Origin of the sequence: Devosia nitrariae (genome assembly GCF_030160115.1) — a bacterium.
In the GTDB taxonomy this organism is placed as follows: Bacteria; Pseudomonadota; Alphaproteobacteria; order Rhizobiales; family Devosiaceae; genus Devosia; species Devosia nitrariae.
This window is the reverse complement of sequence record NZ_BSNS01000011.1, coordinates 145,378-170,088: the sequence shown is the minus strand read 5'-3', so window position 1 is coordinate 170,088 and position 24,711 is coordinate 145,378. Positions and strand designations below refer to the sequence as shown.

The window sequence follows — 24,711 nt, the reverse complement described above, 5'->3', positions numbered from 1 at the left end:
GTCACCGCCGCGACAGGCTGCCGAGGATGCCGCGCACCAGCGCGCTCCCCAGGCGGTTGGCAACGGTGCGGGCGAGCGAGTTGATCGCCGCTTCGGCCGGCGTCTGGCGGGTGTAGCGGCGGGAGGGCGCAGTTTGCCGCGTCCGCTCCGCCTTTAATCTCTCTCCGTCCAGCCGGGCCTGTTCCTCGGCTTCCTGTTTGCGCTCCGCCCGCTCGGCCAGCACCTCGAAGGCCGATTCGCGATCGATCGTGCGGTCGTAGAGCCCGCCGACGGGCGATGCGGCAACGATCGCACGGCGCTCCTCAGGCGTGATCGGTCCGATCCTCGATGAGGGCGGACGGATAAGGGTGCGTCCCACCACCGAAGGAATGCCCTTTTCCTCCAGCACCGAGACCAGCGCCTCGCCGGTACCGAGCTGGGTGATGACCTCCTCGGTCGAAAATTCGGGGTTTGGCCGGAACGATTCGGCGGCGACCCTTACGGCCTTCTGCTCGCGCGGCGTATAGGCGCGCAGCGCATGCTGGACGCGGTTGCCGAGCTGGGCCAGTATGCTCTCGGGCACGTCGGCCGGATTCTGCGTCACGAAATAGACGCCCACCCCCTTGGAGCGGACGAGCTTGACCACCTGCTCGACCTTGTCGATCAGCGCCTTTGGCGCCTCGTCGAAGAGGAGATGCGCCTCATCGAAGAAGAACACGAGCCTTGGCTTTTCCGGATCGCCAACCTCGGGCAACTGCTCGAAGAGCTCGGACAGGAGCCAGAGAAGAAAGACTGCGTAGAGCCGCGGCGAGCGCATCAACTCGTCGGCGGCCAGCACCGAGACATACCCCTTGCCGTCGCTGGTCGTGCGCATCAGATCGGCGATCTCCAGCGCCCGCTCGCCGAAAAAGTTCTCCCCGCCTTGCTGCTCGAGCACCAGCAGGGCGCGCTGAATTGCGCCGATCGAGGCGGTCGACACGTTCCCGTATTTGACCGAGACCTCCTTGGCCCGCTCTTGCACGGCAACGAGGAGCGCGCGGAGGTCCTTGAGATCGAGAAGCAACAGGCCCTCGTCGTCGGCGAGTTTGAAGGCAATGTTGAGAACACCTTCCTGGGTGTCGTTGAGCTCGAGCATGCGCGAGAGCAGCAGCGGACCCATCTCCGAAACCGTTGTGCGCACCGGGTGGCCCTGCTTGCCAAACAGGTCCCAGAAGATGGTCGGGGTCGGCCCATAGGCGAAATCGGCAAAACCGATGGTTTGCGCGCGCTTGGCGATGAAATCCTGCGGCGTGCCTTCCATGGCGATGCCCGAAAGATCACCTTTGATGTCGGCGGCAAAGACCGGCACGCCCGCCCGCGAAAAGCCTTCGGCCATGATCTGCAGGGTCACGGTCTTGCCGGTGCCGGTCGCACCGGTGACAAGGCCGTGGCGGTTGGCGTATTTGAGCGTCAGGTATTCCGGACGCGTGCTCGTTCCGAGATAGAGCTTGTCGTCGACGAGCATGGCGCGACCTTCTTGGGTTTTGGTTCGGCAAACTTATAGCCATTGGGAAGCCCGCGGGACAAGGCAAAGCGGCATGCCGTCCCCGTTCACCAAGAACGCGGGCAATGCTGGCGTCCGGCACGGGCGCTGGGCAAGATGGCGCCATGCGGAACCACACAAGGCTCTCCAGTCGCCGCCAGTTTCTCGCCTTCTTCGGCGGGGCAATGCTGGCCGCACCCGCCCTCCATCCGTCCGCGCTCATGGCGCAGACGGCCGTGTCGGCCAGCGAGTTCGGGCTTGTCCCCGACACCGGCCTCGATCAAAGCGCCGCATTCCAGGCCGCCATCGACGCGGCGGCGAACCAGGGCCTGCCACTGTTGCTGCCGGCCGGCACGATTCGCCTGCGCGACATCGCGTTGTCCGAGGGCCTCGTCATCCAGGGCGTACGGGGACGCTCGTTCCTGGCCGCCCTGGACGAGGCCCCAATCGCGCGGATTGCCGGAGTGGGGACCATTACCCTCTCGGATATCGGGTTCGATCGCGGCAGCGAGCCTTTTGCCCCGGACCGCGCCCTTCTCGAGATCGAGAGCGCCACCGACATCGGCCTTTATCGCTGCAGCTTCCGGAATGGCGAGGGCAGCGGCGTGCGGATCCACGATGCCCAGGTCGTCATAGACGACTGCGTCTTCGCCCGGTTGGGCGATGCGGCGATCCATGCCATGGACAGCCGCGGACTGACCGTCACCGGCTGTCGCATCGATCAGTGCGGCAATGCCGGCATTCGCGTGTGGCGCAGCGAGATCGGCGAGGACGCCAGCATCATCATGGGCAACCGCATCTCCGACATCGGCTGGAGCGGCGGCGGCAACGGGCAGAACGGCAACGGCGTCAACGTGTTCCGCGCCGGTGGCGTCATCGTTGCCGACAATCATATCTCCGACTGCGCCTTCACGGCCGTGCGCCTCAACGGCTCGCGCAACACCCAGGTCACCGGCAATGTCTGCCGCGATTGCGGAGAAGTGGCGATCTTTTCCGAGTTCGAGTTCTCCGGCTCGGTCATTTCCGACAACATCGTCGATGGTGCAGCGGCCGGCATCTCGATCACCAATCTCGACCGGGGCGGGCAGTTGGCCGTCTGCTCGGGTAATATCGTGCGCAATATCGCCCCGTTTTCGCCGGTCAATCCCGACGTCTCTCCCTACGGCATCTATGCCGAGGCCGAAACGGTCATCTCCGGCAACGCCGTCGAAGGCGTACCGGGTCGCGGCATCGCCGCCGGCTTCGGACCTTACCTGCGCAATGTCGTCATTTCCGCAAACATGGTCCGCGGCGCCGACATCGGCATAGCCGTCAGTGTCGTCGAAGGTGCCGGCGCAGTGCGCATCCAGGGCAACCTGCTGGCCGACATCCTCGACCACCCGGTCGCCGGCCTTGCCTGGGACGAGGTGGTCGAACCCGAGCTTATTGCCAATGCCGGGCGCTACCCGAATGTGAGCGTTGGCTAGACCGGCTTCGCCTGACGCTCCCACCAACCGAGCACCCGCATCGCCCGCAAGGTCACCCAGTGGGAGGGCTTGCCCGGCCCGTCGTCCATATCGAACCACACCCGTCCCGGCAGGCGCCAGTCGAGAGGCCAGGTGCCGTCCTCAAGGCGTCGTGCACGAAGGTGGTCGATCGCTTCGCGCAGGCGCGGGTCGGGATCGGCGCCGGACAGCATCGCGGTCGAGCGGAAATAGTCGAGCGCGCGCAAGATATCGTAGCGCCAGCGGTTGGGGTGCAGGAACTGCAGGAATCGCTCGTCAGCAGGCTCATTCGTCGTCAGACGCCGGAAGAGCCTGCGTTCGAGAAGATACTCCTCGCCGGACCTGCGCGCCTCCCGCGATTCGGTCGTACCGCCGGTGGCTTTCTCATATTGGAGGAGTCCCTCCAGCACGTTGATCGTGCTGGCAAAGGACGATCGGACCGAACCCTTCGCCCTTTGGCAGTTCCAGCCGCCGTCACCCTGTCGCTCACCGACCAGCCTCTCGACGATCGCGGAGACGTCGACACCGAAATAGGCGCCGTCGGCAACGGTCCGGCCATTGATGCATTCCTCAGTCTCGCCTTCCCAGAAGGGCTGGTTGCCTTGATCCCAGCGGGAATTGGTGCCGATCAGTTCGACCGTTCGTCTGGCCCGATCGGAGGAGGGATCGAGACCGAACTCGCGCAGTTGCGACAACGAGTAGGTCGTCGCCGTCCAGGGCTGGCCACTCTCACGCCACTCGCTGTAGTCAAAGCCTGCCGGGACAAAGGAGCCCCCTGCCCATTGTCCGTCCTCATCCTGGCAGGAAAGAAGCCTGGCGCCCCAGCCCTCAATCTCGACCTTGGCCCGCTCTGCCGCCCACTCCACCTCCGGCGCGTCCATGAGGTCGCACATCACCTGCCACCGGATCGACGGATCGGAATCGAGAAGCCAGGCGATCACCGAGTCGGAGTGCATCATGCGCGCCAATCAGCAGTCGGGGAACATCTCGCTTGTAGCCATCCTTGCCGGCCGCGCCAACCCTCAGCCAGCAGTCAACCCGAGTCCCGCGATCGGCTCGGTGGCCCGCATCTCGCCGACGATCATGCCTCGAACGTTCTTGATCGGCTGGTGCTTCAGCGCCTCGAGCACCTTGCGTTGATCGGCATCGGGGTCGGCGAACTTCAAGAGCACGGTTGCCAGCATCGCCTGCGAGGCGATGACGTTCCCATCGTCGCATTTGATGGCATAGCCCCAGCCCTTGTCGCGGATGGCCCCGCACTGCACCGCCTCGGCACCGACCTTCTGCATGACCCGGCCATTGAACGCCGTCATGATCGCCTCGTCCGGATGGCCTGTGCCCGAGACCAGGTGCGGATGGCGCGTTGCTGCATCGAGGAGGCGCCGAGCGGCCGCAGCCTCATCGGGCGAGAGCCCCTCGCCGGTGGCCATGCGGGCAAAGCCGAAGGCGAAGGCGCGGAGCGGCGCCGCGAACGTCGGTATGGAGCAGCCGTCCGTGCCGCAGCGGTCCTCGCTCAGCGGCTCACCGATCACAGCCTCGACAGTCCGGCGCACCCGCTGCTGCACGGGATGGTGGCGCTCGACATAGCCATGGGTGTCCACCCCCATGGCTAGCGCGACAGAAAGCATGCCGGAATGCTTGCCCGAGCAGTTGTTGTGCAGCGCGTTCGGCGCACGGCCAGCCGCCCGCAGCGCCTCGCGCGTAGCCGCGTTCGTCGGCTGGTGCGCGCCGCATTCGAGGTCGTCGACGCCCAATCCTAAACGCTCGAGGAACCGGTTGACGCCTTGCGTATGGATCTCCTCGCCATGGTGCGAGGCGCACGCCAGGGCCAGCTCCTCTTCGCTTGGATGAAACTTCTCATCGGCATGGGCCGAGAAGATCGCCAGCGCCTGCATGGATTTGATGGCCGAGCGCGGGAAGATCGGCCTTTCTATGTCGCCGGAGGCGGCGATGATGCGCCCGCCGGCGTCGACCACCGCGAAAGCACCGCGATGACGATTTTCGACCCAGTTGCCGCGCACGGCCTCGGCCAAAACGGGATTCGCGTCCATCAAAAAACTCCGGTCCGGGTTGCTCTGCGAACAGCACCGGACCGGAAAAGTCAACATGCATGGGAGGAGGCACGTCGGTAGTTCAGATGTCCCAATCCTCGATGAGGTTGAGATAGCGCGAGTTGACCCAGCCCTTGAGGCCGCCCCGCTCGATGAGGCACCAGTCGGCACTGCCGGGCACCTCGTTGCAGCGCTCGACCCAGACAGAGGTGTTGGGCTTAACCGCGCCGATCTTCTGCGAATAGTGGGCCGGCCACTTGCGCACGTTCAACTGGTCCCAGGTGGGCATGTTGCCGACGCGGGCCGGCTGCTCGACGTGGTAACCGGCAGCCATGGCCGGCTGCACGGCGAAGAGGGCGGCGCTGGCGATGATGAGACCGCAAAGGGCTGCCACCAGGACCTTCTCGTGTTGCTTCGTCATGGTCTTCATTTCCTTTTCCCCGCTAAGGAACTGCGTTCGATGCTGGGGATCATGCTCCCGGTGCTTTGAACCGGTCCTGAGATCGCCGTTCAGTTTCGGTTCAGGCTTCTGGTCTGGCTTCTAGAAGAATGGCTGATGCGCCGCCCCACCCGAATGGGCGGGAACCGGCGCTGAGAGGCGTGTTTGCGCCGCATCAACCGGCACAACCCCGTCCGGGCGGCTGTTGGCAGGCGGTCAAATCCGTGTCAGGCTTGGATCGCAAGATGGGCGAAGTGCCTGAAATCAGGGAGGTAATGGAATGGCCAAGGTTCTGGTCACCGGTGGCAGCGGCAAGCTCGGGCGCGCGGTCCTCAAGGATCTCGTCGCCCATGGCTATGACGTCATCAACCTCGATCAGGCGCCCCCGCCGGAAGCGATCTGTCCCACGGTCAAGATCGATCTTGCCAATTTCGGTGAGGTCGCGGCCGCAATCCTCGGCGGTGTCGATGAACGCGGCGGGCCGTTCGATGCCGTGGTGCACCTTGCCGCCATCCCCGCGCCCGGGCTCGCCGCCAACGCCCGCACCTTCGCCAACAATGTGCCGGCGACCTACAACGTCTTCGAATCCTGCCGGCTCGCCGGCATCAAGAACATCGTCTTCGCCTCGAGCGAGACAGTTTTGGGGCTGCCCTTCGACACCCCGCCGCCCTATGTGCCGGTCGACGAGGAGTACTTCCCGCGTCCGGAAAGCGCCTATTCGCTCGGCAAGCTCCTTGATGAGACCATGGCGGCGCAGTTCTGCCGCTGGGATCCGGAGCTGCGGATGGTGGGCCTGCGGTTCTCAAACGTCATGTATCCCGAAGACTACCAGCGCTTCCCGGCTTTCGACGACGACGCGCAGGCGCGCAAGTGGAATCTCTGGGGCTATATCGATGCGCGCGACGGCGCCCAGGCCGTGCGGCGATCGATCGAGGCAGACTTCAAGGGGTTCGAGGCCTTGATCATTGCCAATGCCGATTCGGTCATGAGCCGGTCGAACACCTCGCTGCTTGCCGAGGTGTTCCCGCACGTGCCGCACAAGGAGGGGATCACTACGAACGGCACGCTGCTGTCGATCGAGAAGGCCAAGCGCATGCTCGGCTACTGGCCGCAGTATTCCTGGCGCAACGGGCTCAGTCCCCGGCGGGTAGGGGAATCCTGAGGACTGGCAACGAGATCGCGCTCGGCGGCGCTCCCGGCTGGCGAGATACGCTCGAGGTCTGACTAGCGGGGCAAGCGTTTCTGCATACTAATTGTGCAATCATCACGCTTGCATCCTGCGCGCGCTTTTGCATGAGTGCGCCACATGACGCAGCCCGAACTCTCGATCCTCATCATCGACGAGAACCGCATCCGCGCCTCGATCATCGAGGACGGCCTGCGCGAAGCCGGGCATAAGCAGGTCACGGTCATCCATGACGTCAACGAGGTCGGGCGAACCATCGCAGCCTCACCCCCTGACGTCATCGTCATCGACCTCGAAAATCCGCAGCGCGACACGCTCGAGCACTTCTTTTCTCTTTCGAGGGCCGTCCAGCGGCCGATCGCCATGTTCGTTGACCGCTCGGACCGAGCCATGATCGAAAAGGCCGTGGAAGCCGGCGTTTCGGCCTATGTGGTCGACGGCCTCAAGAAAGAGCGGGTGAAGCCGATCATGGACATGGCCATATCGCGCTTCAACGCGTTCGCCCGGCTCAGCCGTGAGCTCGAGGAGGCGAGGAGCGAGCTCGAGGACCGAAAGATCATCGAGAAGGCCAAGGGCATCCTGATGAAGACGCGGGGCCTTTCGGAGGAGGAGGCCTACAAGCTTTTGCGCACGACGGCGATGAACCAGAACCGCCGCATGGTCGACATCGCCCAGAGCCTCGTTACGGCGGCCGACCTGCTCGGCCCTTAGGACAGACCATGAGTCAGACCCACGTCACCGCCGGATTCCTGCCGCTCCTCGATGCGGTGCTACTGGTGCTTGCGCGCGAAAAAGGCTTCGCTGCCGCCGAGGGTATCGACCTCCATCTCATCCGCGAGACCTCTTGGGCCAATATTCGCGACCGGGCTGCTCTGGGTCATTTCGACGTCGCCCACATGCTGGCGCCAATGCCGTTGGCCGCCAGCCTCGGTTTGACCCCGCTGGCCATGCCGATGATCGCTCCGATGACCCTGGGGCTCGGCGGCAATGGCGTCACCGTCAGTGCGCAACTGTGGGAAGCGATGACCGAGGCGGGCGCGCCGGGGGACCTGGATGCCGGCCCGGCCGGCGCGGCGCTGAGGAACGTCGTCGCCGGCTCCCATCGACGCCTCCGCTTCGGCGTGGTCCACCAGACCTCGTCGCACAACTACGAGTTGCGTTACTGGCTGGCAGCCAGCGGCATCGCGCCGGACCGGGATATCGAAATCGTGGTGCTGCCGCCGCCTTTCCTCCCCGATGCGCTGGGTTCAGGCGGCATCGACGGCTATTGCGTGGGCGAGCCATGGAACAGCGTCGGCGTTACCGAACGTGGCGCGCGGATCGTCACCGTCAAAGCGGCGATCTGGCGGGCGAGCCCGGATAAGGTGCTGGGCATGCGTGCCGACTGGGCCGAGGCCCATCCCGAAACGCTCGCTGCACTGATCCGGGCGCTATACCACGCCGCCGTCTGGTGTTCGGATCCCGGCAACCATGCGGAAGCGGCAGAAATTCTCTCGGCGCCGCATTATCTCGGGCAAGCGACTGACATCGTCATGCTCGGTCTGACGGGTAACATCGAAACCGGAAGCGGCGTCCAGGCTGTTCGCGACTTCTTTGTGCCTCATGCCAGGGCCGCCAACTTCCCGTGGAAGAGCCACGCCCTCTGGTTCTACAGCCAGATGGTGCGCTGGGGCGAGGTCGCGCACAACTCCGTCAATGCGGCGACGGCCGCCGCCTGCTTCCGGCCGGATATCTATCGCGACGTGCTTGCGCCCCTCGGCGTTGCAGCTCCGCTGGCCGACAGCAAGGTCGAAGGACTGCTGTCCTCACCGACCTCGATACCCGCGGCCGCAGGCGAACTGACACTGGCGGCTGACGGCTTCTTCGACGGCCGCCAGTTCGATCCGCAAGCTCTCGACGCTTATATCCAGACGCAGCGGTCGGTTGCTCGGAACGGTCACTGATATAAGTTTAGGCAATAGCAGAGTTAGTCTATCTTTTAGGCGCGCTGATGCCCCCTTATGCCGAATCTGGTCCGTGCGGCCTGGCTCGGACTTGCCCCCAGATATGCTATCCATCTGACTTTCCTTAACAATCTCGGTCGAGCCGGAGTTGGCACGCTTCCTGCAAAGTCATCTGCGAATGAGCTCCTCCCAAGACGGCTCATGAACTCGGCGTCCAAAGATGGGCGCTCTCGAAAGGCAAGGCTGCCAACAGGTGCGCGCAACCGGTCCGACCGGTGCAAGTGCTCGTTGGCAGCCTTTCGCTTTTCCTAGGCGTCGCGCGGCGGGCCGGATTTCGGCGGAAACGGAGATGACGATGACCAAGACCAAAGGCACGACGCGCCTGCCCCTGACCGGGCGCCGTACCTTTCTTAAAGCCGCGACAGCCACCATCATGGCTGTCGGCCTTGCAGTGCCCGGCGCGCGGGCCGAGATGCTCGATCTCGAAAGGGACGAGCTTACCTTCGGCTTCATCAAACTGACGGATATGGCTCCTCTGGCCATCGCCTATGAAAAGGGGTTCTTCGAAGACGAAGGGCTCTACGTCACTCTTGAGCCGCAGGCCAACTGGAAGGTGCTGCTCGACGGCGTCATCACCGGCCAGCTCGACGGCGCCCACATGCTCGCCGGTCAACCGCTCGCGGCCAGCATCGGCTACGGCACCGCCGCCCACATCATCACGCCCTTCTCGATGGACCTCAACGGCAACGGCATCACCGTTTCCAATGCCGTCTGGGAGATGATGAAGCCGCATGTGGAAATGGATGCCGAAGGCCTGCCGGTGCACCCGATCTCGGCGGCGGCCCTGAAACCGGTCATCGACGAATACGAGGCGCAAGGGCGCCGGTTCAACATGGGCATGGTCTTCCCGGTTTCCACCCACAACTACGAGCTGCGCTACTGGCTCGCTGCCGGCGGCATCCATCCGGGCTTCTATTCGGCAGAGGACGTATCGGGACAGATCGCGGCCGAGGCGTACCTGTCGGTCACCCCACCACCGCAAATGCCCGCGACCCTCGAAGCCGGCACGATCGACGGATACAGCGTCGGCGAGCCGTGGAACCAGGCCGCGGTGTTTAAGGGTATCGGGGTCCCGGTCATCACCGACTACGAGATCTGGAAGAACAATCCGGAGAAGGTCTTCGGCATCACCGCTGAATTCGCGGAGCAGTATCCCAACACCACCCTTGCCGTCACCAAGGCGCTGATCCGCGCCGCCAAATGGCTTGACGAGAACGACAACGCCAACCGGCCCGAAGCGGTCGATATCCTGGCTCAGTCCGAATATGTGGGCGCCGATGCCGAGGTCATTGCCAACTCGATGACCGGCACCTTCGAATACGAGGTCGGCGACAAGCGAGAGGTCCCGGACTTCAACGTCTTCTATCGCTACTACGCGACCTATCCCTACTATTCGGACGCCATCTGGTACCTCACCCAGATGCGCCGCTGGGGCCAGATCACCGAGGACAAGCCCGACGGCTGGTACGAAGAGACTGCCAAATCCGTCTACCGGCCGGACATTTACCTCGAGGCCGCGCGTCTGCTGGTCGAGGAGGGCGTCGCCGACGCGGCCGACTTCCCCTGGCAGACCGACGGCTACCGCGAGCCGACCAGCGCCTTTATCGACGGCCTCTCCTATGACGGGCATAAGCCCAACGCCTACATCGACAGCCTCGCAATCGGCCTCAAGTCCGGCGAGACGGTTGTCGGCGCCGAAGTCGTCGCTCCCAACTAAGTCAGTCCGAGATCACGGTGGTTGCCCCAGGCGGCCACCCCAATTTTCCACACGACAGGACCAAGGCCCATGAGCATAGCGAGCGACATCTCCGGCAAGGCCCGCGCCAGCGAAAAGCGCCAGAGGGCTTTCACCGCCATCAACCGTGCGTCCACCTGGTTTTCCGCCCTCGGTCTGGGCTGGCTGACGCCGCTCCTGAAAATTGCCGCCGGCGACGATCCGCGTGAGCAGGTGGGCGAGTTGCGCGACGCGCTGCTCTTTCCGTTGATGGGCATCGTCCTCTTCCTGGTTGCCTGGGGCACGCTCGCGCCACAGGTGCAGACATCACTGGGCGCCATACCCGGCCCAATGCAGGTCTTCGAGCAGGCTGGCGGGCTCTGGCAGGATCACCTGGGCGAACGCGAGAAGGAAGCGGCGTTCTATGAACGGCAGGAAGCGCGTAATGCCGAGCTCGTCGCCGACGACCGCCAGGACGACGTCAAGTGGCGCGACTATACGGGCAAACCGACCTTCGTCGACCAGATCCTGACCTCGCTCAAGACCGTCGGCCTCGGCTTCCTCATCGCGACAGTGGTCGCCGTGCCGCTCGGCATTGCCTCGGGCCTCAGCCGCCCGTTCAACAGTGCTCTCAACCCACTGGTGCAGCTCTTCAAGCCGGTTTCCCCTCTTGCCTGGCTGCCGATCGTCACCATGGTGGTCTCGGCCATCTACGTCGATGCTTCCGACGCCTTGCCCAAATCGCTGGTCATCTCCGCGGTCACGGTCACGCTGTGCTCGCTTTGGCCGACGCTCATCAACACCGCACTGGGCGTTGCCTCGATCGACAAGGACCTCGTCAACGTGGGCAAGGTGCTGCAGCTTTCGACGGCGACGACTATCACCAAGCTCGTGCTGCCCTCGGCGCTGCCGCTGATCTTCACGGGCTTGCGTCTTTCGCTCGGTGTTGGCTGGATGGTGCTGATCGCGGCCGAAATGCTCGCCCAGAATCCCGGGCTCGGCAAGTTCGTATGGGACGAGTTCCAGAACGGCTCCTCGAGTTCGCTGGCGCGCATCATGGTGGCGGTCCTCGGCATCGGCATCATCGGCTTCCTGCTCGACCGGGTGATGTTCACTCTACAGACCGCCTTCACCTTCTCGGCCAAGCGCTGAAGGCAGGGGGAAACAGTGGCAGCAATTCTTGAACTTACTGGCGTCGGCAAGCACTACGGCGAAGGCGCCCGGCGTACGGAAGTCCTCTCCGGTATCGACCTTGCCGTCGAGGAGGGCGAGTTCGTCGCCATCCTCGGCTTCTCGGGCGCCGGAAAGACGACGCTGATCTCGCTGATGGCGGGGCTCATGGCGCCCGACCAGGGTGGCGTGCTGTTCCGCGGCCGGGAGATCGACGGCCCGGCTTCCGAACGCGGCGTGGTCTTCCAGTCCTATTCGCTGATGCCGTGGCTGACTGTCGCCGGCAATATCGACCTGGCGGTCAATGCCGTGCACGGCAAGAAGCCCAGGGCCGAGCGCATCGCTCTGCGCAACCACTATATGGAGATGGTCGGCCTCTCCCACGCCGTGGACCGGCGGCCGGCCGAGCTCTCAGGCGGCATGCGCCAACGCGTGGCGGTGGCACGCGCACTGGCGATGCAACCGGACGTCCTGCTGCTCGACGAGCCGCTCTCGGCCCTCGATGCGCTGACCCGCGCCAAGCTGCAGGACGAGTTCGCCGCCATCTCGCAGGCGGAACGCAAGACCTTTGCGCTCATCACCAACGACGTGGACGAAGCGATCCTCCTCGCCGACCGGGTCATTCCGTTGACCCCGGGGCCAGGGGCAACCCTGGGCCCTTCGTTCACCGTCGGAATCGAGCGTCCGCGCGACCGGACCGAGCTCAACGGCGACGATCGCTTCATAACGCTACGCCGCGAGATCACCGAGTACCTGATGGACATCGGCACGGCGCGCAATGTGGCGACGGCGCGCGAGATCGTCTTGCCCAACATCGTGCCTGTCGGGCGCGGGAAGGCGGAGCCGCTGCCAGCAGCCTATGCGGAGGCCGCCCAGTCGCCCACCACCGCGGGTTATCTCGAGTTCTCCCAGGTCTCGAAGGTCTATCCGACACCCAAGGGGCCGTTGACGGTCGTCGACCGGTTCGACTTCAAGATGAAGAAGGGCGAATTCGTCACCCTTATCGGCCACTCGGGCTGCGGCAAGTCCACAGTCCTGTCGATGATCGCCGGTCTCAACCCGATCTCCTCGGGCGGTATCGTCCTCGACAACAAGGAAGTGGCCGACGCCGGGCCGGAGCGGGCGGTCGTCTTCCAGGCGCCCTCGCTGATGCCATGGCTCACGGCCCGCGAGAATGTCGCGCTCGGAGTCGACAGGGTCTACCCAAAGGCCAGCCCGGCCGAGCGGCGCGACGTCGTCGAATACTACCTGTCTCGCGTCGGCCTTGCCGACGCCATGCACAAGCCCGCAGCCGAATTGTCCAACGGCATGAAGCAGCGGGTCGGTATCGCCCGCGCCTTTGCCCTTTCCCCCAAGCTCCTGCTGCTCGACGAGCCCTTCGGCATGCTCGATTCCATCACCCGCTGGGAGTTGCAGGACGTGCTGATGGACATCTGGGCGAAAAGCAAGGTGACCGCCATCTGCGTGACCCACGACGTCGATGAAGCAATCCTCCTTGCCGACCGGGTGGTGATGATGTCGAACGGCCCGAACGCGCGCATCGGCAACGTCATGGGTGTCGACCTGCCGCGGCCACGCTCACGCAAGGCGCTCCTCGCCCATAAGGACTACTACGCCTACCGCGAAGAGCTTCTCGACTTCCTAGAAGCCTATGAGGGCGGCGCCAATCCCGATGAAGAAACCCTCGAGCGTATCCGCTCCAAGCGTACCCACCGCGGCCTGGCTGCAGCCGAATAGGTGGGAGGCAACCAGCCGCTGCACAAATTTTATGCATATTTAGACGCACCCCCTTTTGAGGCTAATTTTTATACACGTTGACGCTGATTTGGGCCACGCGAGGGCCGCCGCGGGAATCGAATGGGAGTTGCCCTTGCGGACAAGATGCTGAAATACCTCAGTTCTTTCCGACACCCCGCAACTGGCACGCTTCGTGCAAAGCATATCGCGGAATGAGCTCCTCCCAAGACGGCTCATGAACTCGGCGTCCAATGATGGGCGCTCCCACTCGGCAAGGTCGCCAACAGGTACGCACGACCGGTCCCTCGACCGGTGCGCGGCTCGGTTGGCGACCTTTGTATTTGGTCTTTAGTTATGGAGCGACTTATGACCGTTCCCGATGCCGCTCAACGCTCGCAGCGGCGCGCCCTGGGTCTTTCGACCATCGCGTTCACCGTGTGCTTTGCCGTCTGGACGATTTTTTCGATCATCGGCGTGGCCTTGAAGGATCAGCTCGACCTCTCGGAGACGCAGTTCGGTCTCCTCATCGGCATGCCGGTCCTGACCGGCTCGCTCGTGCGGGTCGCGTTGGGCATCTGGACCGACCGCTATGGCGGGCGTTTCGTCTACACGCTCACCATGCTCTCGGCAGCCGTCGCCACCGCGCTCCTTGCCTTTGCGCAGACCTACGAGCAATTTCTCGTCGCCGCCCTTGGCGTCGGGCTTGCCGGCGGGTCTTTTGCCGTAGGCGTCGCCTATGTGTCGCGCTTCTATCCGCAGGCAAAGCAAGGTACGGCGCTGGGTATCTTCGGCGTCGGCAATGTCGGGGCTGCGGTCACCAAGTTCCTTGCCCCATTCGTCATGCTCGCCTGGGGCTGGCAGAGCGTCGCGCTCATCTGGTCGGCGGCGCTCGTCGTCATGGCGGCGATCTTCTGGTTCTCTACCGAAGATGACCCGGTCATCGTACGGCGGCGCAAGGAAGGCGGCGCGCCGCGCAGCCTTGCCAGCGAGTTCGCGCCGCTCGCCGATGTGCGTGTCTGGCGGTTCGCTCTCTACTATTTTTTCTCCTTCGGCGCCTTCGTTGCGCTGACGCTGTGGCTGCCGCGCTATCTCATCGGCGTCTACGGCTTCGACGTGGCCACGGCCGGCATCGTTGCTGCGGCCTATTCCATTCCCGCGAGCATCTTCCGCGCCTATGGCGGTACACTTTCGGACCGGATCGGCGCGCGCGTCATCATGTATTGGACCTTCGCGGTCTCAGCGCTCGTCACGTTCATCCTCTCAATCCCGCCGACCGACTCGGTGGTGGAGGGCGTTACCGGGAACGTCTTCATCCATTTCGAGATCGCCCCCTGGGCCTTTATCGGCCTGGTCTTCGTCCTCGGCTTCTTCATGAGCCTCGGCAAGGCGGCGGTCTACAAGCACATCCCCGCCTATTACCCACAGAACGTGGGCGCCGTCGGCGGCCTCGTCGGCATGATCGGCGGGCTTGGCGGGTTCATCCTGCCGCTTCTCTTCGGTTGGCTCAACGATGTCACGGGCCTGTGGACGAGCTGCTTCATGGCGCTCTTCGTCCTCATCCTCGTCTCGCTCGCGCTCATGCACGCGGCCGTGCGCCGCATGACGCGGCCGGCCGCGTCGCCAGCCTGACCCTTCATTCAGGAGTATTCGATCCATGAAGCAGAAACTTGTCGTCATCGGCGCGGGCATGGCCTCCGGGCGACTGCTCGAGCATCTCTTTGAGGACGATCCCGACGCGTTCGACGTTACGCTTTTCGGCGCCGAGCCGCGCGGCAACTACAACCGCATCATGCTCTCGCCCGTGCTTGCCGGCGAGAAGACGTACGAAGAGATCGTCACCCACGACGCGGCCTGGTATGCCGGCAACGGCGTTCATACCCGCTTTGGCGAGACGATCACGGCCATCGACCGCAAGAGCAAGGTCGTCCTCTCCCGCGGAGGCGAGACTCCCTATGATAAGCTGATCATCGCCACCGGATCGGCACCCTTCATCATACCAATTGCCGGCAAGGAACTGCCAGGTGTCATGGCCTTCCGCGATCTCGACGATGTCGAGGCGATGGTTGCGGCAGCCGGGAAACCCCGGGCCAAGGCCGTCGTTATCGGCGGGGGTTTGCTCGGGCTCGAAGCGGCGGCAGCCCTGCGGCTGCGCGGCATGGAGGTGGTCGTGCTCCACCTTATGGGGCACCTGATGGAGCGCCAGCTCGATCCGGCCGCCGGCTACCTGCTGCAGAAGGAGCTCGAAGGGCGAGGCATCAAGATCCACACCAAGGCGCAGACCAAGGCGATCCTCGGTCATGAGCGGGTCGAGGCCGTGGCGCTCGACGACGGCACGGTCTATCCCGCCGATATCGTCGTCATGGCCGTCGGCATCCGCCCTGAGACGCGTGTCGCAACCGATGCGGGCCTCCATGTCGAGCGCGGCATCGTCGTTTCCGACCAGATGGTCACGTCCGACCCCGACATCCTCGCCGTCGGCGAATGCGTCGAGCACGAGCGCACCGTCTATGGGCTCGTCGCGCCGCTCTACGACATGGCCAAGGTCGCGGCCAAAACCCTCGTCAAGCACGATGCGGCTTTCCGGCCGGTGCAGACGGCGACCCAGCTCAAGGTCACCGGCGTCTCGCTCTATTCGGCCGGTGACTTCGCCGAGGCCGAAGGCCGCGAGGAAATTGTCCTGCGGGATGCCTCCTCAGGCGTTTACAAGCGCCTCGTCCTCAAGGACGACAAGATCGTCGGCGCCGTCCTTTACGGGGAAACCGGCGACGGCCCCTGGTTCTTCGACATGCTGAGGAGGGGCACCGATACGCGCGAGCTGCGCGACACACTGATCTTCGGCCAGGCCTATCAAGGGGGTGCCCAACTGGACCCTATGGCGGCCGTTGCAGCCTTGCCGGATGAGGCAGAGATCTGCGGCTGCAACGGCGTGTGCAAGAGCAAGATCACTTCGACCATCACCTCCAAAGGCCTGACGACACTCGACGGCGTCAGGGCCCACACCAAGGCTTCGGCCTCGTGTGGCACGTGCACCGGGCTTGTCGAGAAGCTCATGGTGCTGACGCTGGGCGACAGCTACAACCCCGCCGCCATCCAGCCGATGTGCGGCTGCACCGATCTCGGCCATGACGAAGTCCGGCGCCTGATCGTTGCCAAGGAGCTCAAGTCCATTCCGGCCGTCATGCAGGAACTGGAGTGGAAGACCTCATGCGGCTGCGCCAAGTGCCGCCCTGCCCTCAACTACTATCTCGTCGCCGACTGGCCCGGCGAGTACGAGGATGACGGACAGTCGCGCTTCATCAACGAGCGCGTCCACGCCAACATCCAGAAGGACGGCACCTATTCGGTCGTACCGCGCATGTGGGGCGGCATGACCAACCCCAGGGAATTGCGTGCCATCGCCGATGTCGCCGACAAGTTCCACATCCCGGCGGTCAAGGTTACCGGCGGCCAACGCATCGACCTACTGGGCGTCAAGAAGGAGGACCTGCCGGGCGTCTGGGCCGATCTCAACGCTGCGGGCATGGTCTCGGGCGCCGCCTATGCGAAGGGCCTGCGCACGGTCAAGACCTGCGTCGGCTCCGACTGGTGCCGCTTCGGTACCCAGGATTCTACGGGCCTCGGCGTCCGCATCGAGAAGTTCATGTGGGGCGCCTGGACGCCGGCCAAGGTCAAGATGGCGGTCTCGGGATGCCCGCGCAACTGCGCAGAAGCCACCTGCAAGGACGTTGGCGTGATCTGCGTCGACAGCGGCTACGAGATCCATTTCGCGGGTGCGGCCGGCCTCGACATCAAGGGCACCGAAGTCCTCTGCCACGCCAAGACCGAGGACGAGGCGCTCGAGATCATCGCCGCCCTCGTCCAGCTCTACCGTGAGCAGGGCCGGTACCTGGAACGCATCTACAAATGGGCCAAGCGCGTCGGCACCGACTCGATAAAGGCCAACGTCGTCGACGACCTCGAAAAGCGCCGCCACTACTTCGAGCGCTTCACCTACAGCCAGAAGTTCGCCCAGGTCGACCCGTGGGAGGAGCGCGTCAACGGCAAGGACGCCCACGAATTCGAGGCACTGGCCGAGTTCGGCATGCCGGTGGCGGCGGAGTGATGGGGAACTACAAATGAGCAACTGGATCGAAATCGGCCGCGTCAGCGACATTCCCCGCCGGGGGGCGCGGTGCGTCAACACGCCGACGGGCAAGATCGCCATCTTCCGCACGGCCGAGGACCGCATCTATGCCATCGAAAACCGCTGCGCCCACAAGGGCGGCCCGCTTTCCGAGGGCATCGTTCACGGCGCCTCGGTCACCTGTCCGCTGCACAACTGGGTCTTCGACCTCGAGAGCGGTCAGGCGCTGGGCGCCGACGAAGGACAGGTCAAGACTTTTCCGGTCGACGTCGTCGACGGGCGCATCTTCATGGCGCCCGACTTCATGATGGAGGCGGCCGAGTAGCCGCCTTTGCCAAGCAACCCGAACCAGCAAGGAGACTGCATGTCTTACGTCGCACCGTCGGACTTCGTCACCAAAATGATCGACGCGGGTGAAGCAAAGGTCTTCATGTCCACGCGGGACACCCTCATCCGCGCCTATATGGCGGGTGCCATCCTCGCGCTCGCGGCAGCCTTTGCCATCACCGTCTCGGTGCAGACCGGTGAGCCGCTTGCCGGTGCCATCCTCTTTCCGGTCGGCTTCTGCCTGCTCTACCTCATGGGCTTCGATCTGTTGACCGGGGTCTTCACCCTCGTTCCTCTCGCACTTCTCGACAAGCGCCCCGGCGTTACCCTCAATGGCGTGCTGCGCAACTGGGGGCTGGTGTTCGTCGGCAATTTTGCCGGTGCCTTCACCGTCGCGGTGATGATGGCAATCATCGTCACCTTCGGCTTCACCCAGGCGCCCGATGCGGTCGGCACCAAGATCGGCGCTATCGGCGAAGGCCGCACCGTCGGCTATGCCGCCCATGGCGCGGCCGGCATGCTGACCCTCTTCATCCGTGGCGTTCTCTGCAACTGGATGGTCTCGACCGGAGTCGTGGCGGCAATGATGTCGACCTCGGTCTCGGGCAAGGTCATCGGCATGTGGATGCCGATCATGCTCTTCTTCTACATGGGCTTCGAGCATTCGATCGTGAACATGTTCCTCTTCCCCTCGGGGCTCCTGCTCGGCGGCAATTTCTCGATCATGGACTATCTCGTCTGGAACGAGATCCCGACGGTCATCGGCAATCTGGTGGGCGGCCTCACCTTCGTGGGCCTCACGCTCTATGCCACTCACGGTCGCACCGCTCCCAAGCGCTCGCCTGCCAAAGACAGCCGTTCGGCTACGGGTGAACGGGTTCCGGCGGAGTAAGCGATACGTGCTGACTACCTTCCCCCTCACCTGCCACGCGGCCTGCCTTTCCAGCATCGGAAAAGGCAGCGCTCCTCGGATCATCGGCCACCTGGTTCCCGTCTCCCCCGGGGGTCGGCCGGAGGGCGTTGCGCCGCATGAGGGGGAAGGTTTTCTTCTTGTCTGCGGAGCTGCCGCTTGACCGTAATCGCCTCCCCAGCACCGGTTCGTACCACCTGTCCTTATTGCGGCGTCGGCTGCGGCGTCATCGCGACGCCGCAGCCGGATGGCACGGTCGCCGTCGCCGGCGATCCGGACCATCCGGCCAATTTCGGGCGCCTGTGCTCGAAAGGCTCGGCGCTCGGCGAAACCCTCTCGCTGGACGGCCGCCTGCTCTACCCTGAGATCCGCGGCGAGCGCGCGAGCTGGGACGAAGCGCTCGCCCTCGTCGCCTCGGTGTTCAAGAACACCATTGCCGAACACGGCCCGGAGTCGGTTGCCATCTACGGCTCCGGGCAGCTGCTGACAGAGGACTATTACGTCGCCAATAAGCTGATGAAGGGTTTCATCGGCTCGGCCAATATCGACACCAATTCGCGCCTGTGCATGGCCTCGTCGGTCGCCGGCCACAAGCGCGCTTTCGGCTCGGACACGGTTCCCGGCAACTACGAGGATCTGGAAGACGCCGATCTCGTCGTCCTGGTCGGCTCAAATCTCTCCTGGTGCCATCCGGTCATCTACCAGCGCATCGCGGCAGCCAAGGCCGAACGGCCGAACATGCGCGTCGTCCTCATCGATCCGCGACGCACGATGACTGCCGACATCGCCGACTTGCACCTGGGTGTGCGCGCCGATGGCGACGCGGCCCTCTTCGTCGGGCTCCTGAACTCATTGGTCGAGCTCGGTCTCACCAACCCGGACTATGTCGCCGGTCATACCACCGGTTTCGAGGCTGCCCGGCTCGTCGCCGCGGACTGGGATATCTCGCGCGTCGCCGAAGCGACGGGGGTCGCGCCCGGCGACATCGAGGCGTTCTACCAGCTCTTTGCAGCGACCCCGAAGGTCGTCACCGTGTTTTCGCAGGGCGTCAACCAATCGGCTTCGGGCACGGACAAGGTCAACGCCATCATCAACTGTCACCTGGCGACCGGCCGCATCGGCCGGCCCGGCATGGGACCGTTCTCCATCACCGGCCAGCCCAACGCCATGGGCGGACGCGAGGTGGGCGGGCTCGCCAACATGCTGGCGGCCCATATGGATTTCGACGACACGACGATCGACCGCGTCTCGCGCTTCTGGGGCAGCAAAGCCGTCGCGACCAAGCCCGGTCTCAAGGCCGTCGACATGTTCCGCGCCATCGCCGACGGGCGCATCAAGGCGGTCTGGATCATGGCGACCAACCCGGTCGACAGCCTTCCCGAGGCCGATGCCGCACGCGAAGCTTTGCGCAACTGCCCCTTTGTCGTCGTCTCCGACATGGCGGCGAAAACCGACACCATGGCCCACGCCCATGTGAAGCTGCCTGCCGCCGGCTGGGGCGAGAAGGACGGGACCGTCACAAATTCGGAGCGCCGCATCTCGCGCCAACGCCCGTTCCTGCCGCTCCCGGGCGAAGTGCGACCGGACTGGTGGATCATCTCGCAGGTCGCCAAGCGCATGGGCTATTCCCATGGCTTTGCCTATTTCTCTCCGGGCCAGATCTTTGCCGAGCACGTGGCGCTTTCAGCCTTCGAGAACGAAGGCAGCCGCGATTTCGACCTTTCGGGGCTTGCCAGCGCCGACTATGCGACGATGGCGCCGGTGCAGTGGCCGGTGCGGCCAGCCGGCACCAAGCGCATGTTTGCCGACGCGCGCTACTTCACGCCCGACGGCAAGGCCCGGTTCGTCACGGTGCAGCCACCCCCGCCGATCGTCCCAGCGCCGGGCCAGTTCATCCTCAACACCGGGCGCGTGCGCGACCACTGGCACACCATGACCCGCACCGGCAAGGCGGCGCGGCTTTCCGCCCACATCGCCGAGCCTTTCGTCGAGATCAATCCGGCAGACGCCGAAGCGCTATCCATCCGCCGCACCAGCCTCGTGCGGCTCGAGAGCCGCCACGGCAGCACGCTCCTGCGCGCTCTCGTCACCGATCGGCAGCAGCGCGGAAACGTGTTCGTGCCCATGCACTGGACCGACCAGTTCGCCTCCAACGCCCGGATCGATGCGCTTGTTGCCGGCAAGGTCGATCCGGTTTCGGGCCAGCCGGCCCTCAAGATGGCGCGGGTCACGCTCTCGCCTGCCCATGTGCGCATCTACGGCTTCTTCGCTTCCCGCTACCGCCCCGCCCTCACCGCCGACTATTGGGCCGTCGCCGAGGCGCCGGGAGGTTTTCGCGGCGAACTCGCCTGGTTCGAGGAACCGCAGGATTGGGAGCAGTCCGTGCGCGCGAGTTTCGGCCTCACCGACGATGCTGCGCTCAATACCGTCTTCGACCGCACCTCCGGCCGCCGCGCCTATGTGGCGGTCGACAACGGACGCCTCGCTTTCGCACTCTTCCTTGCACCCGATCCGGTGCTCGTCTCACGTCAGTGGGTCGCATCGCAGCTTGCAGGGGACAATACCGATGGCGCGACCCTTCTTGCCGGCCGCCCCGGCGCCGATGTTCCGGACCAGGGCGCGATCGTCTGCTCGTGCATGGGGGTCGGGATCAACACCATCGTCGAAGCCGTCACCAAGTCCGGCTGTTCTACCGTCGAGGCGGTGGGGACGCTCACCAAGGCCGGCACCAATTGCGGCTCCTGCCGCGCCGAAATCAGAGGGTTGATCGATGCGCATCGTCTCGCGGCAGCCGAATAGTTCCGTCCCCGAACGCATGGGCGCACTCGCCGTCCTGCCGGTGTTCCTCACCCTCACCGATAAACGCGCCGTCGTCATCGGCGGCGGCGAGCCGGCGCGCTGGAAGGCCGAGCTTTTGGCGGCGGCGGGCGCGCATGTGGAGGTTTTCGCTCCCGAAGATGAATGCTGCGGAGAGATGCTGGCGCTGGCGGCCCAATTGCGGCATCGCTCCCCTCACCCGGCGCTACGCGCCGACCCCGGATCAAGTCCGGGGCAGGCTCTCTCCCCAGAGGGGCGAGGTGCAGACCCGCTCGATGCTCCTGGCAGACACGGCGACACCCACAGCGTCCCCTCGCCCCTCTGGGGAGAGGGCCAGGGTGAGGGGCGGTTGAGCTTCGGTACCATCACCCTCGTCCCCCGCCACTGGACCCCTGCCGACCTCGCCGGCGCCGCCATTGCCGTTGCCGACATCGAGGACGACACGGAAGCCCACGCCTTCACCGCCGCCGCCCACGCTGCGGGCGTCCCCTACAACGTCATCGACAAGCCGGCGCTGTGCCAGTTCCAGTTCGGCTCGATCGTCAACCGCTCGCCGATCGTCGTCGGCATTTCGACCTCCGGAGCCGCGCCGATTCTCGGCCAGGCGGTACGCCGGCGCATCGAGACCCTCCTGCCCCGGACCCTCAGCCAGTGGGCGGATACCGCCGCGAAAATCCGTGACGAGGTCATGGAGCGCCTTGCGCCCGGCCCTGAGCGTCGCGCCTTTTGGGAGCGCTTTGCCGACATGGCGTTCGGCGCGGCTCCGCAAGCCGATCCCGAACGCCTGATCGCCGCCGTCGCCGACGCTGCCCCGGCAGGGCACGTTACCCTGGTGGGCGCCGGCCCGGGCGATGCGGAACTTTTGACCATCAAGGCCGTCCGCGCCCTGCAGTCGGCCGACGTCATCCTCTTCGACGATCTCGTTTCCACCGATGTCCTCGAACTCGCCCGCCGCGAGGCCAAGCGCCTGGCGGTCGGCAAGCGGGCCGGGCGCGACAGCTGCCGGCAGGAAGACATCAACGAAATGATGCTGACGCTCGCCCGCCAGGGCAAGCATGTCGTTCGACTCAAATCCGGCGACCCGATGATCTTCGGACGCGCCGGCGAAGAGATCGCCATGCTCGAAGCGCATGGCATCGCGGTCGACGTCGTTCCCGGCATCACCAGCGCGCTGGCCCTCGCCGCGCGCCTCGGCGTTTCGCTCACTCACCGCGACCATGCCCAGTCGGTCCGGTTCGTCACCGGCCATTCCCGCAAGGGAAGCCTGCCCGATTCAATCGACTGGCGGATGCTCGCGGATCCGGCCACCACCAGCGTCTACTATATGAGCCGCCGCACGCTTCCCGACATCGTCGCTGAACTCAAGGCGGGCGGCATGCGCCTTGCCACCCCCGTCGTCATCGCCGCCAGCCTCGGCCGTCCCGACGAGCGCATCTGGCGCGGAACGCTCTGCGAAGCAGTGATGGCGGCGGAGGGTTTTCCGCTATCGGCTCCAACGCTCTTTGCGGTGGGCGAGGCGCTGGCAATGGCCGCTACCGCCGCACCGCACGAAGTCCAGCCTCCTGGCGTCAGTCCAATGAAGGCGCAGGCCGGGTAACACCCTTCGCGTCCCAGTCCACCGCTTGCGCCTCGGCTCCGGATACGAAAGGATCGTCAGGTCTTTATCCGCCGGAGCCAGAATGAACGCCGCCCTGCCCACCGTCCGCCTCGAGGGAAAGCCGCTGAGCTTTGCCGACCTCACGCGCATCGGCGCGCGCAAGGTCGCCATTGTCGCCGATCCCGCCGCGCTCTCGCGGGTCGAGGCCGCCCGCGAGGTCGTGGAAGAGACCATCGCCGCGGGCCAGCCCGTCTACGGGGCAACGACCGGTGTCGGCGCCATGAAGGACGTCGAGTGGTCCGAGGAGGACCTCGATGCCTTCTCCATCGGCCTCGTGCGCGCGCACCATTTCGGCACCGGCAGTCCGTTTCCCATAGAGGTCACCCGCAACGCGCTTGCCATCCGCATCAACATGGCGCTGACCGGCCGCGTCGGCTGCACGCCCGCCCTGGTCGACACCTACATGCAGCTCCTCTCGGCCGATGTCATTCCGGTCGTGCGCCGTACGGGCTCGATCGGGTGCGCGGATATCGGGCTCATGGGTCAGATCGGCGCGGTGCTGACCGGCGTCGGCGAGGCCGTTTACGAGGGCCGGCGCCTGCCGGCGCTCGAAGCCCTCCAGCAGGCCGGTCTCGCACCGTTCAAGCTCGCTCCCCGGGACAGCCTCGCGTCGGTCTCGACTAACGCGGTAGGCTACGCCGCCGCCGCCCGGGCCGTGCGTCAGGCCGCTGCGACCGTTCGCGCGCTGCTTGCCACGGGCCTCACCACCGCCGGCGCGCTCGGCGCTTCGCGCGATCCGTGGAAAGCGGTCGCCCACGTCGGCACCGACCGCGAAGCCGGCATCGGGGCCTGGCTCTACTTCAACGCCATGGGCTGGGAATGGCCGATCGGCACGCATATCCAGGATCCGCTCTCGATCCGCATGATGAGCCAGGTCTTCGCCACGGCCTTCGAGAGCCTCGTCGTTGCCGGCCGCACCATCCTTGCCGCAACCGGCCGCACCGACGACAACCCGGTCGTCGCCGGCGGGCAGGTGCTGACCTCCGGAGGGTCGCTCCCACTCGATGTCACCGTATTCCTGCAGACCGCGCAGCTCGCCCTTGCGCATGTGGCGCGCAACTCATTCAACCGTTGCGTGCTGCTCGGCAATGGCGGGCGGCGGAACCTGCCGGTCAACCTCGTTGCCCCGGGGGCCATCGCCACCGGCTTCGGGCCGATCATCAAGCTCGCCGGTGAGCTGTTCGTGCGCGTCCACTCGCTCTCGGCCGCCATCTCGGCCCAGTCGCTGGTCGTCGCCAATGGGCTCGAGGACGAGGCGGCGTTCCTGCCGCTGGTCGTCGAGCGTTTCGAGCGGCAGGTCTCGGCGCTGCGGCGCCTCGCCGCGCTTGAAGGCCTGCTTTCGGCCCAGGCGATGGATATCTCCGAAGACCGTCCCGGCAACGTGCCGGGCATGGTCTATGAACTCGTGCGCCGGCACGCGGCCTTCTATCGGGAGGACCGTCCGCTCTCCTCGGAGGTCGAAGCGATCGAGGAAGCGCTGGCGTCGGAGACCTTCCTCGGCGAACTGATTTCTCACTCCGCCATCATGGAGCTGGACGAGTATTTCGCTTTAGGGCCGGTGGATTAGCCTAAACGCTCTGGTCACAATCTGT

18 protein-coding genes are annotated in these 24,711 nt (G+C 65.1%); 14 read left to right on the top strand and 4 right to left on the bottom strand.

The window, feature by feature from the left end:
* Position 1: 1 nt before the first annotated feature.
* Positions 2–1,483 (bottom strand): helicase HerA-like domain-containing protein, encoded by a 1,482-nt coding sequence (locus QQK18_RS11360; protein WP_284340456.1) that lies wholly within the window; start codon positions 1,481–1,483, stop codon positions 2–4.
* A 143-nt stretch (positions 1,484–1,626) separates the two neighbouring features.
* Between QQK18_RS11360 and QQK18_RS11355 the strand changes: the two genes are divergently transcribed.
* A complete protein-coding gene (locus QQK18_RS11355) occupies positions 1,627–2,967 on the top strand; it encodes a TIGR03808 family TAT-translocated repetitive protein (protein WP_284340455.1) in 1,341 nt (446 codons plus the stop codon).
* Here QQK18_RS11355 and QQK18_RS11350 read toward each other — a convergent pair.
* From QQK18_RS11350 to QQK18_RS11340, 3 genes are all read right to left on the bottom strand, one after another.
* Positions 2,964–3,944 carry a squalene cyclase gene (locus tag QQK18_RS11350; RefSeq protein WP_284340454.1) on the bottom strand — a complete coding sequence of 327 codons (981 nt, stop codon included), beginning with the start codon at positions 3,942–3,944 and terminating at the stop codon, positions 2,964–2,966. The genes QQK18_RS11355 and QQK18_RS11350 overlap by 4 nt on opposite strands.
* A 63-nt stretch (positions 3,945–4,007) precedes the next feature.
* Entirely contained in the window at positions 4,008–5,036 is a 1,029-nt protein-coding gene (locus QQK18_RS11345) for an asparaginase (protein WP_284340453.1), read from the bottom strand.
* A gap of 82 nt (positions 5,037–5,118) precedes the next feature.
* A complete protein-coding gene (locus tag QQK18_RS11340) occupies positions 5,119–5,457 on the bottom strand; it encodes an SH3 domain-containing protein (RefSeq protein WP_284340452.1) in 339 nt (112 codons plus the stop codon).
* 298 nt (positions 5,458–5,755) lie between these two features.
* Here QQK18_RS11340 and QQK18_RS11335 point away from each other — a divergent pair, with 298 nt between their 5' ends.
* The 13 genes from QQK18_RS11335 (at position 5,756) to QQK18_RS11275 (ending at position 24,686) form a co-directional block, all read left to right on the top strand.
* Positions 5,756–6,637 carry an NAD-dependent epimerase/dehydratase family protein gene (locus QQK18_RS11335; protein WP_284340451.1) on the top strand — a complete coding sequence of 294 codons (882 nt, stop codon included), beginning with the start codon at positions 5,756–5,758 and terminating at the stop codon, positions 6,635–6,637.
* A 144-nt stretch (positions 6,638–6,781) separates the two neighbouring features.
* Positions 6,782–7,372, top strand: coding sequence for an ANTAR domain-containing response regulator (locus tag QQK18_RS11330; RefSeq protein WP_284340450.1), 591 nt, complete (start codon positions 6,782–6,784; stop codon positions 7,370–7,372).
* Positions 7,373–7,380: 8 nt separating this feature from the next.
* Positions 7,381–8,604: a CmpA/NrtA family ABC transporter substrate-binding protein gene (locus QQK18_RS11325; protein WP_284340449.1), complete on the top strand. Its 1,224-nt coding sequence runs from the start codon at positions 7,381–7,383 to the stop codon at positions 8,602–8,604.
* 355 nt (positions 8,605–8,959) lie between these two features.
* A complete protein-coding gene (locus tag QQK18_RS11320) occupies positions 8,960–10,381 on the top strand; it encodes a CmpA/NrtA family ABC transporter substrate-binding protein (RefSeq protein ID WP_379994467.1) in 1,422 nt (473 codons plus the stop codon).
* Positions 10,382–10,450: 69 nt separating this feature from the next.
* A complete protein-coding gene (locus QQK18_RS11315) occupies positions 10,451–11,530 on the top strand; it encodes an ABC transporter permease (RefSeq protein WP_284340448.1) in 1,080 nt (359 codons plus the stop codon).
* Positions 11,531–11,545: 15 nt separating this feature from the next.
* Positions 11,546–13,285, top strand: a complete 1,740-nt coding sequence (locus tag QQK18_RS11310; RefSeq protein ID WP_284340447.1) for an ABC transporter ATP-binding protein — start codon at positions 11,546–11,548, stop codon at positions 13,283–13,285.
* A 354-nt stretch (positions 13,286–13,639) separates the two neighbouring features.
* Positions 13,640–14,914 (top strand): MFS transporter, encoded by a 1,275-nt coding sequence (locus QQK18_RS11305; protein WP_379994470.1) that lies wholly within the window; start codon positions 13,640–13,642, stop codon positions 14,912–14,914.
* Positions 14,915–14,939: 25 nt separating this feature from the next.
* Positions 14,940–17,387, top strand: coding sequence for a nitrite reductase large subunit NirB (nirB, locus tag QQK18_RS11300; RefSeq protein ID WP_284340445.1), 2,448 nt, complete (start codon positions 14,940–14,942; stop codon positions 17,385–17,387).
* A gap of 13 nt (positions 17,388–17,400) precedes the next feature.
* Entirely contained in the window at positions 17,401–17,733 is a 333-nt protein-coding gene (gene nirD / locus QQK18_RS11295) for a nitrite reductase small subunit NirD (RefSeq protein ID WP_284340444.1), read from the top strand.
* Positions 17,734–17,772: 39 nt separating this feature from the next.
* Positions 17,773–18,627, top strand: a complete 855-nt coding sequence (locus QQK18_RS11290; RefSeq protein ID WP_284340443.1) for a formate/nitrite transporter family protein — start codon at positions 17,773–17,775, stop codon at positions 18,625–18,627.
* 177 nt (positions 18,628–18,804) lie between these two features.
* On the top strand, positions 18,805–21,444 hold the full coding sequence (locus QQK18_RS11285; protein ID WP_284340442.1) for a nitrate reductase: 2,640 nt from the start codon (positions 18,805–18,807) through the stop codon (positions 21,442–21,444).
* Positions 21,416–23,059 (top strand): siroheme synthase CysG, encoded by a 1,644-nt coding sequence (cysG, locus tag QQK18_RS11280; protein WP_284340441.1) that lies wholly within the window; start codon positions 21,416–21,418, stop codon positions 23,057–23,059. Before QQK18_RS11285 ends, cysG begins: the two co-directional genes overlap by 29 nt.
* An 82-nt stretch (positions 23,060–23,141) precedes the next feature.
* Positions 23,142–24,686 carry an aromatic amino acid lyase gene (locus tag QQK18_RS11275; protein ID WP_284340440.1) on the top strand — a complete coding sequence of 515 codons (1,545 nt, stop codon included), beginning with the start codon at positions 23,142–23,144 and terminating at the stop codon, positions 24,684–24,686.
* Positions 24,687–24,711: the final 25 nt, after the last annotated feature.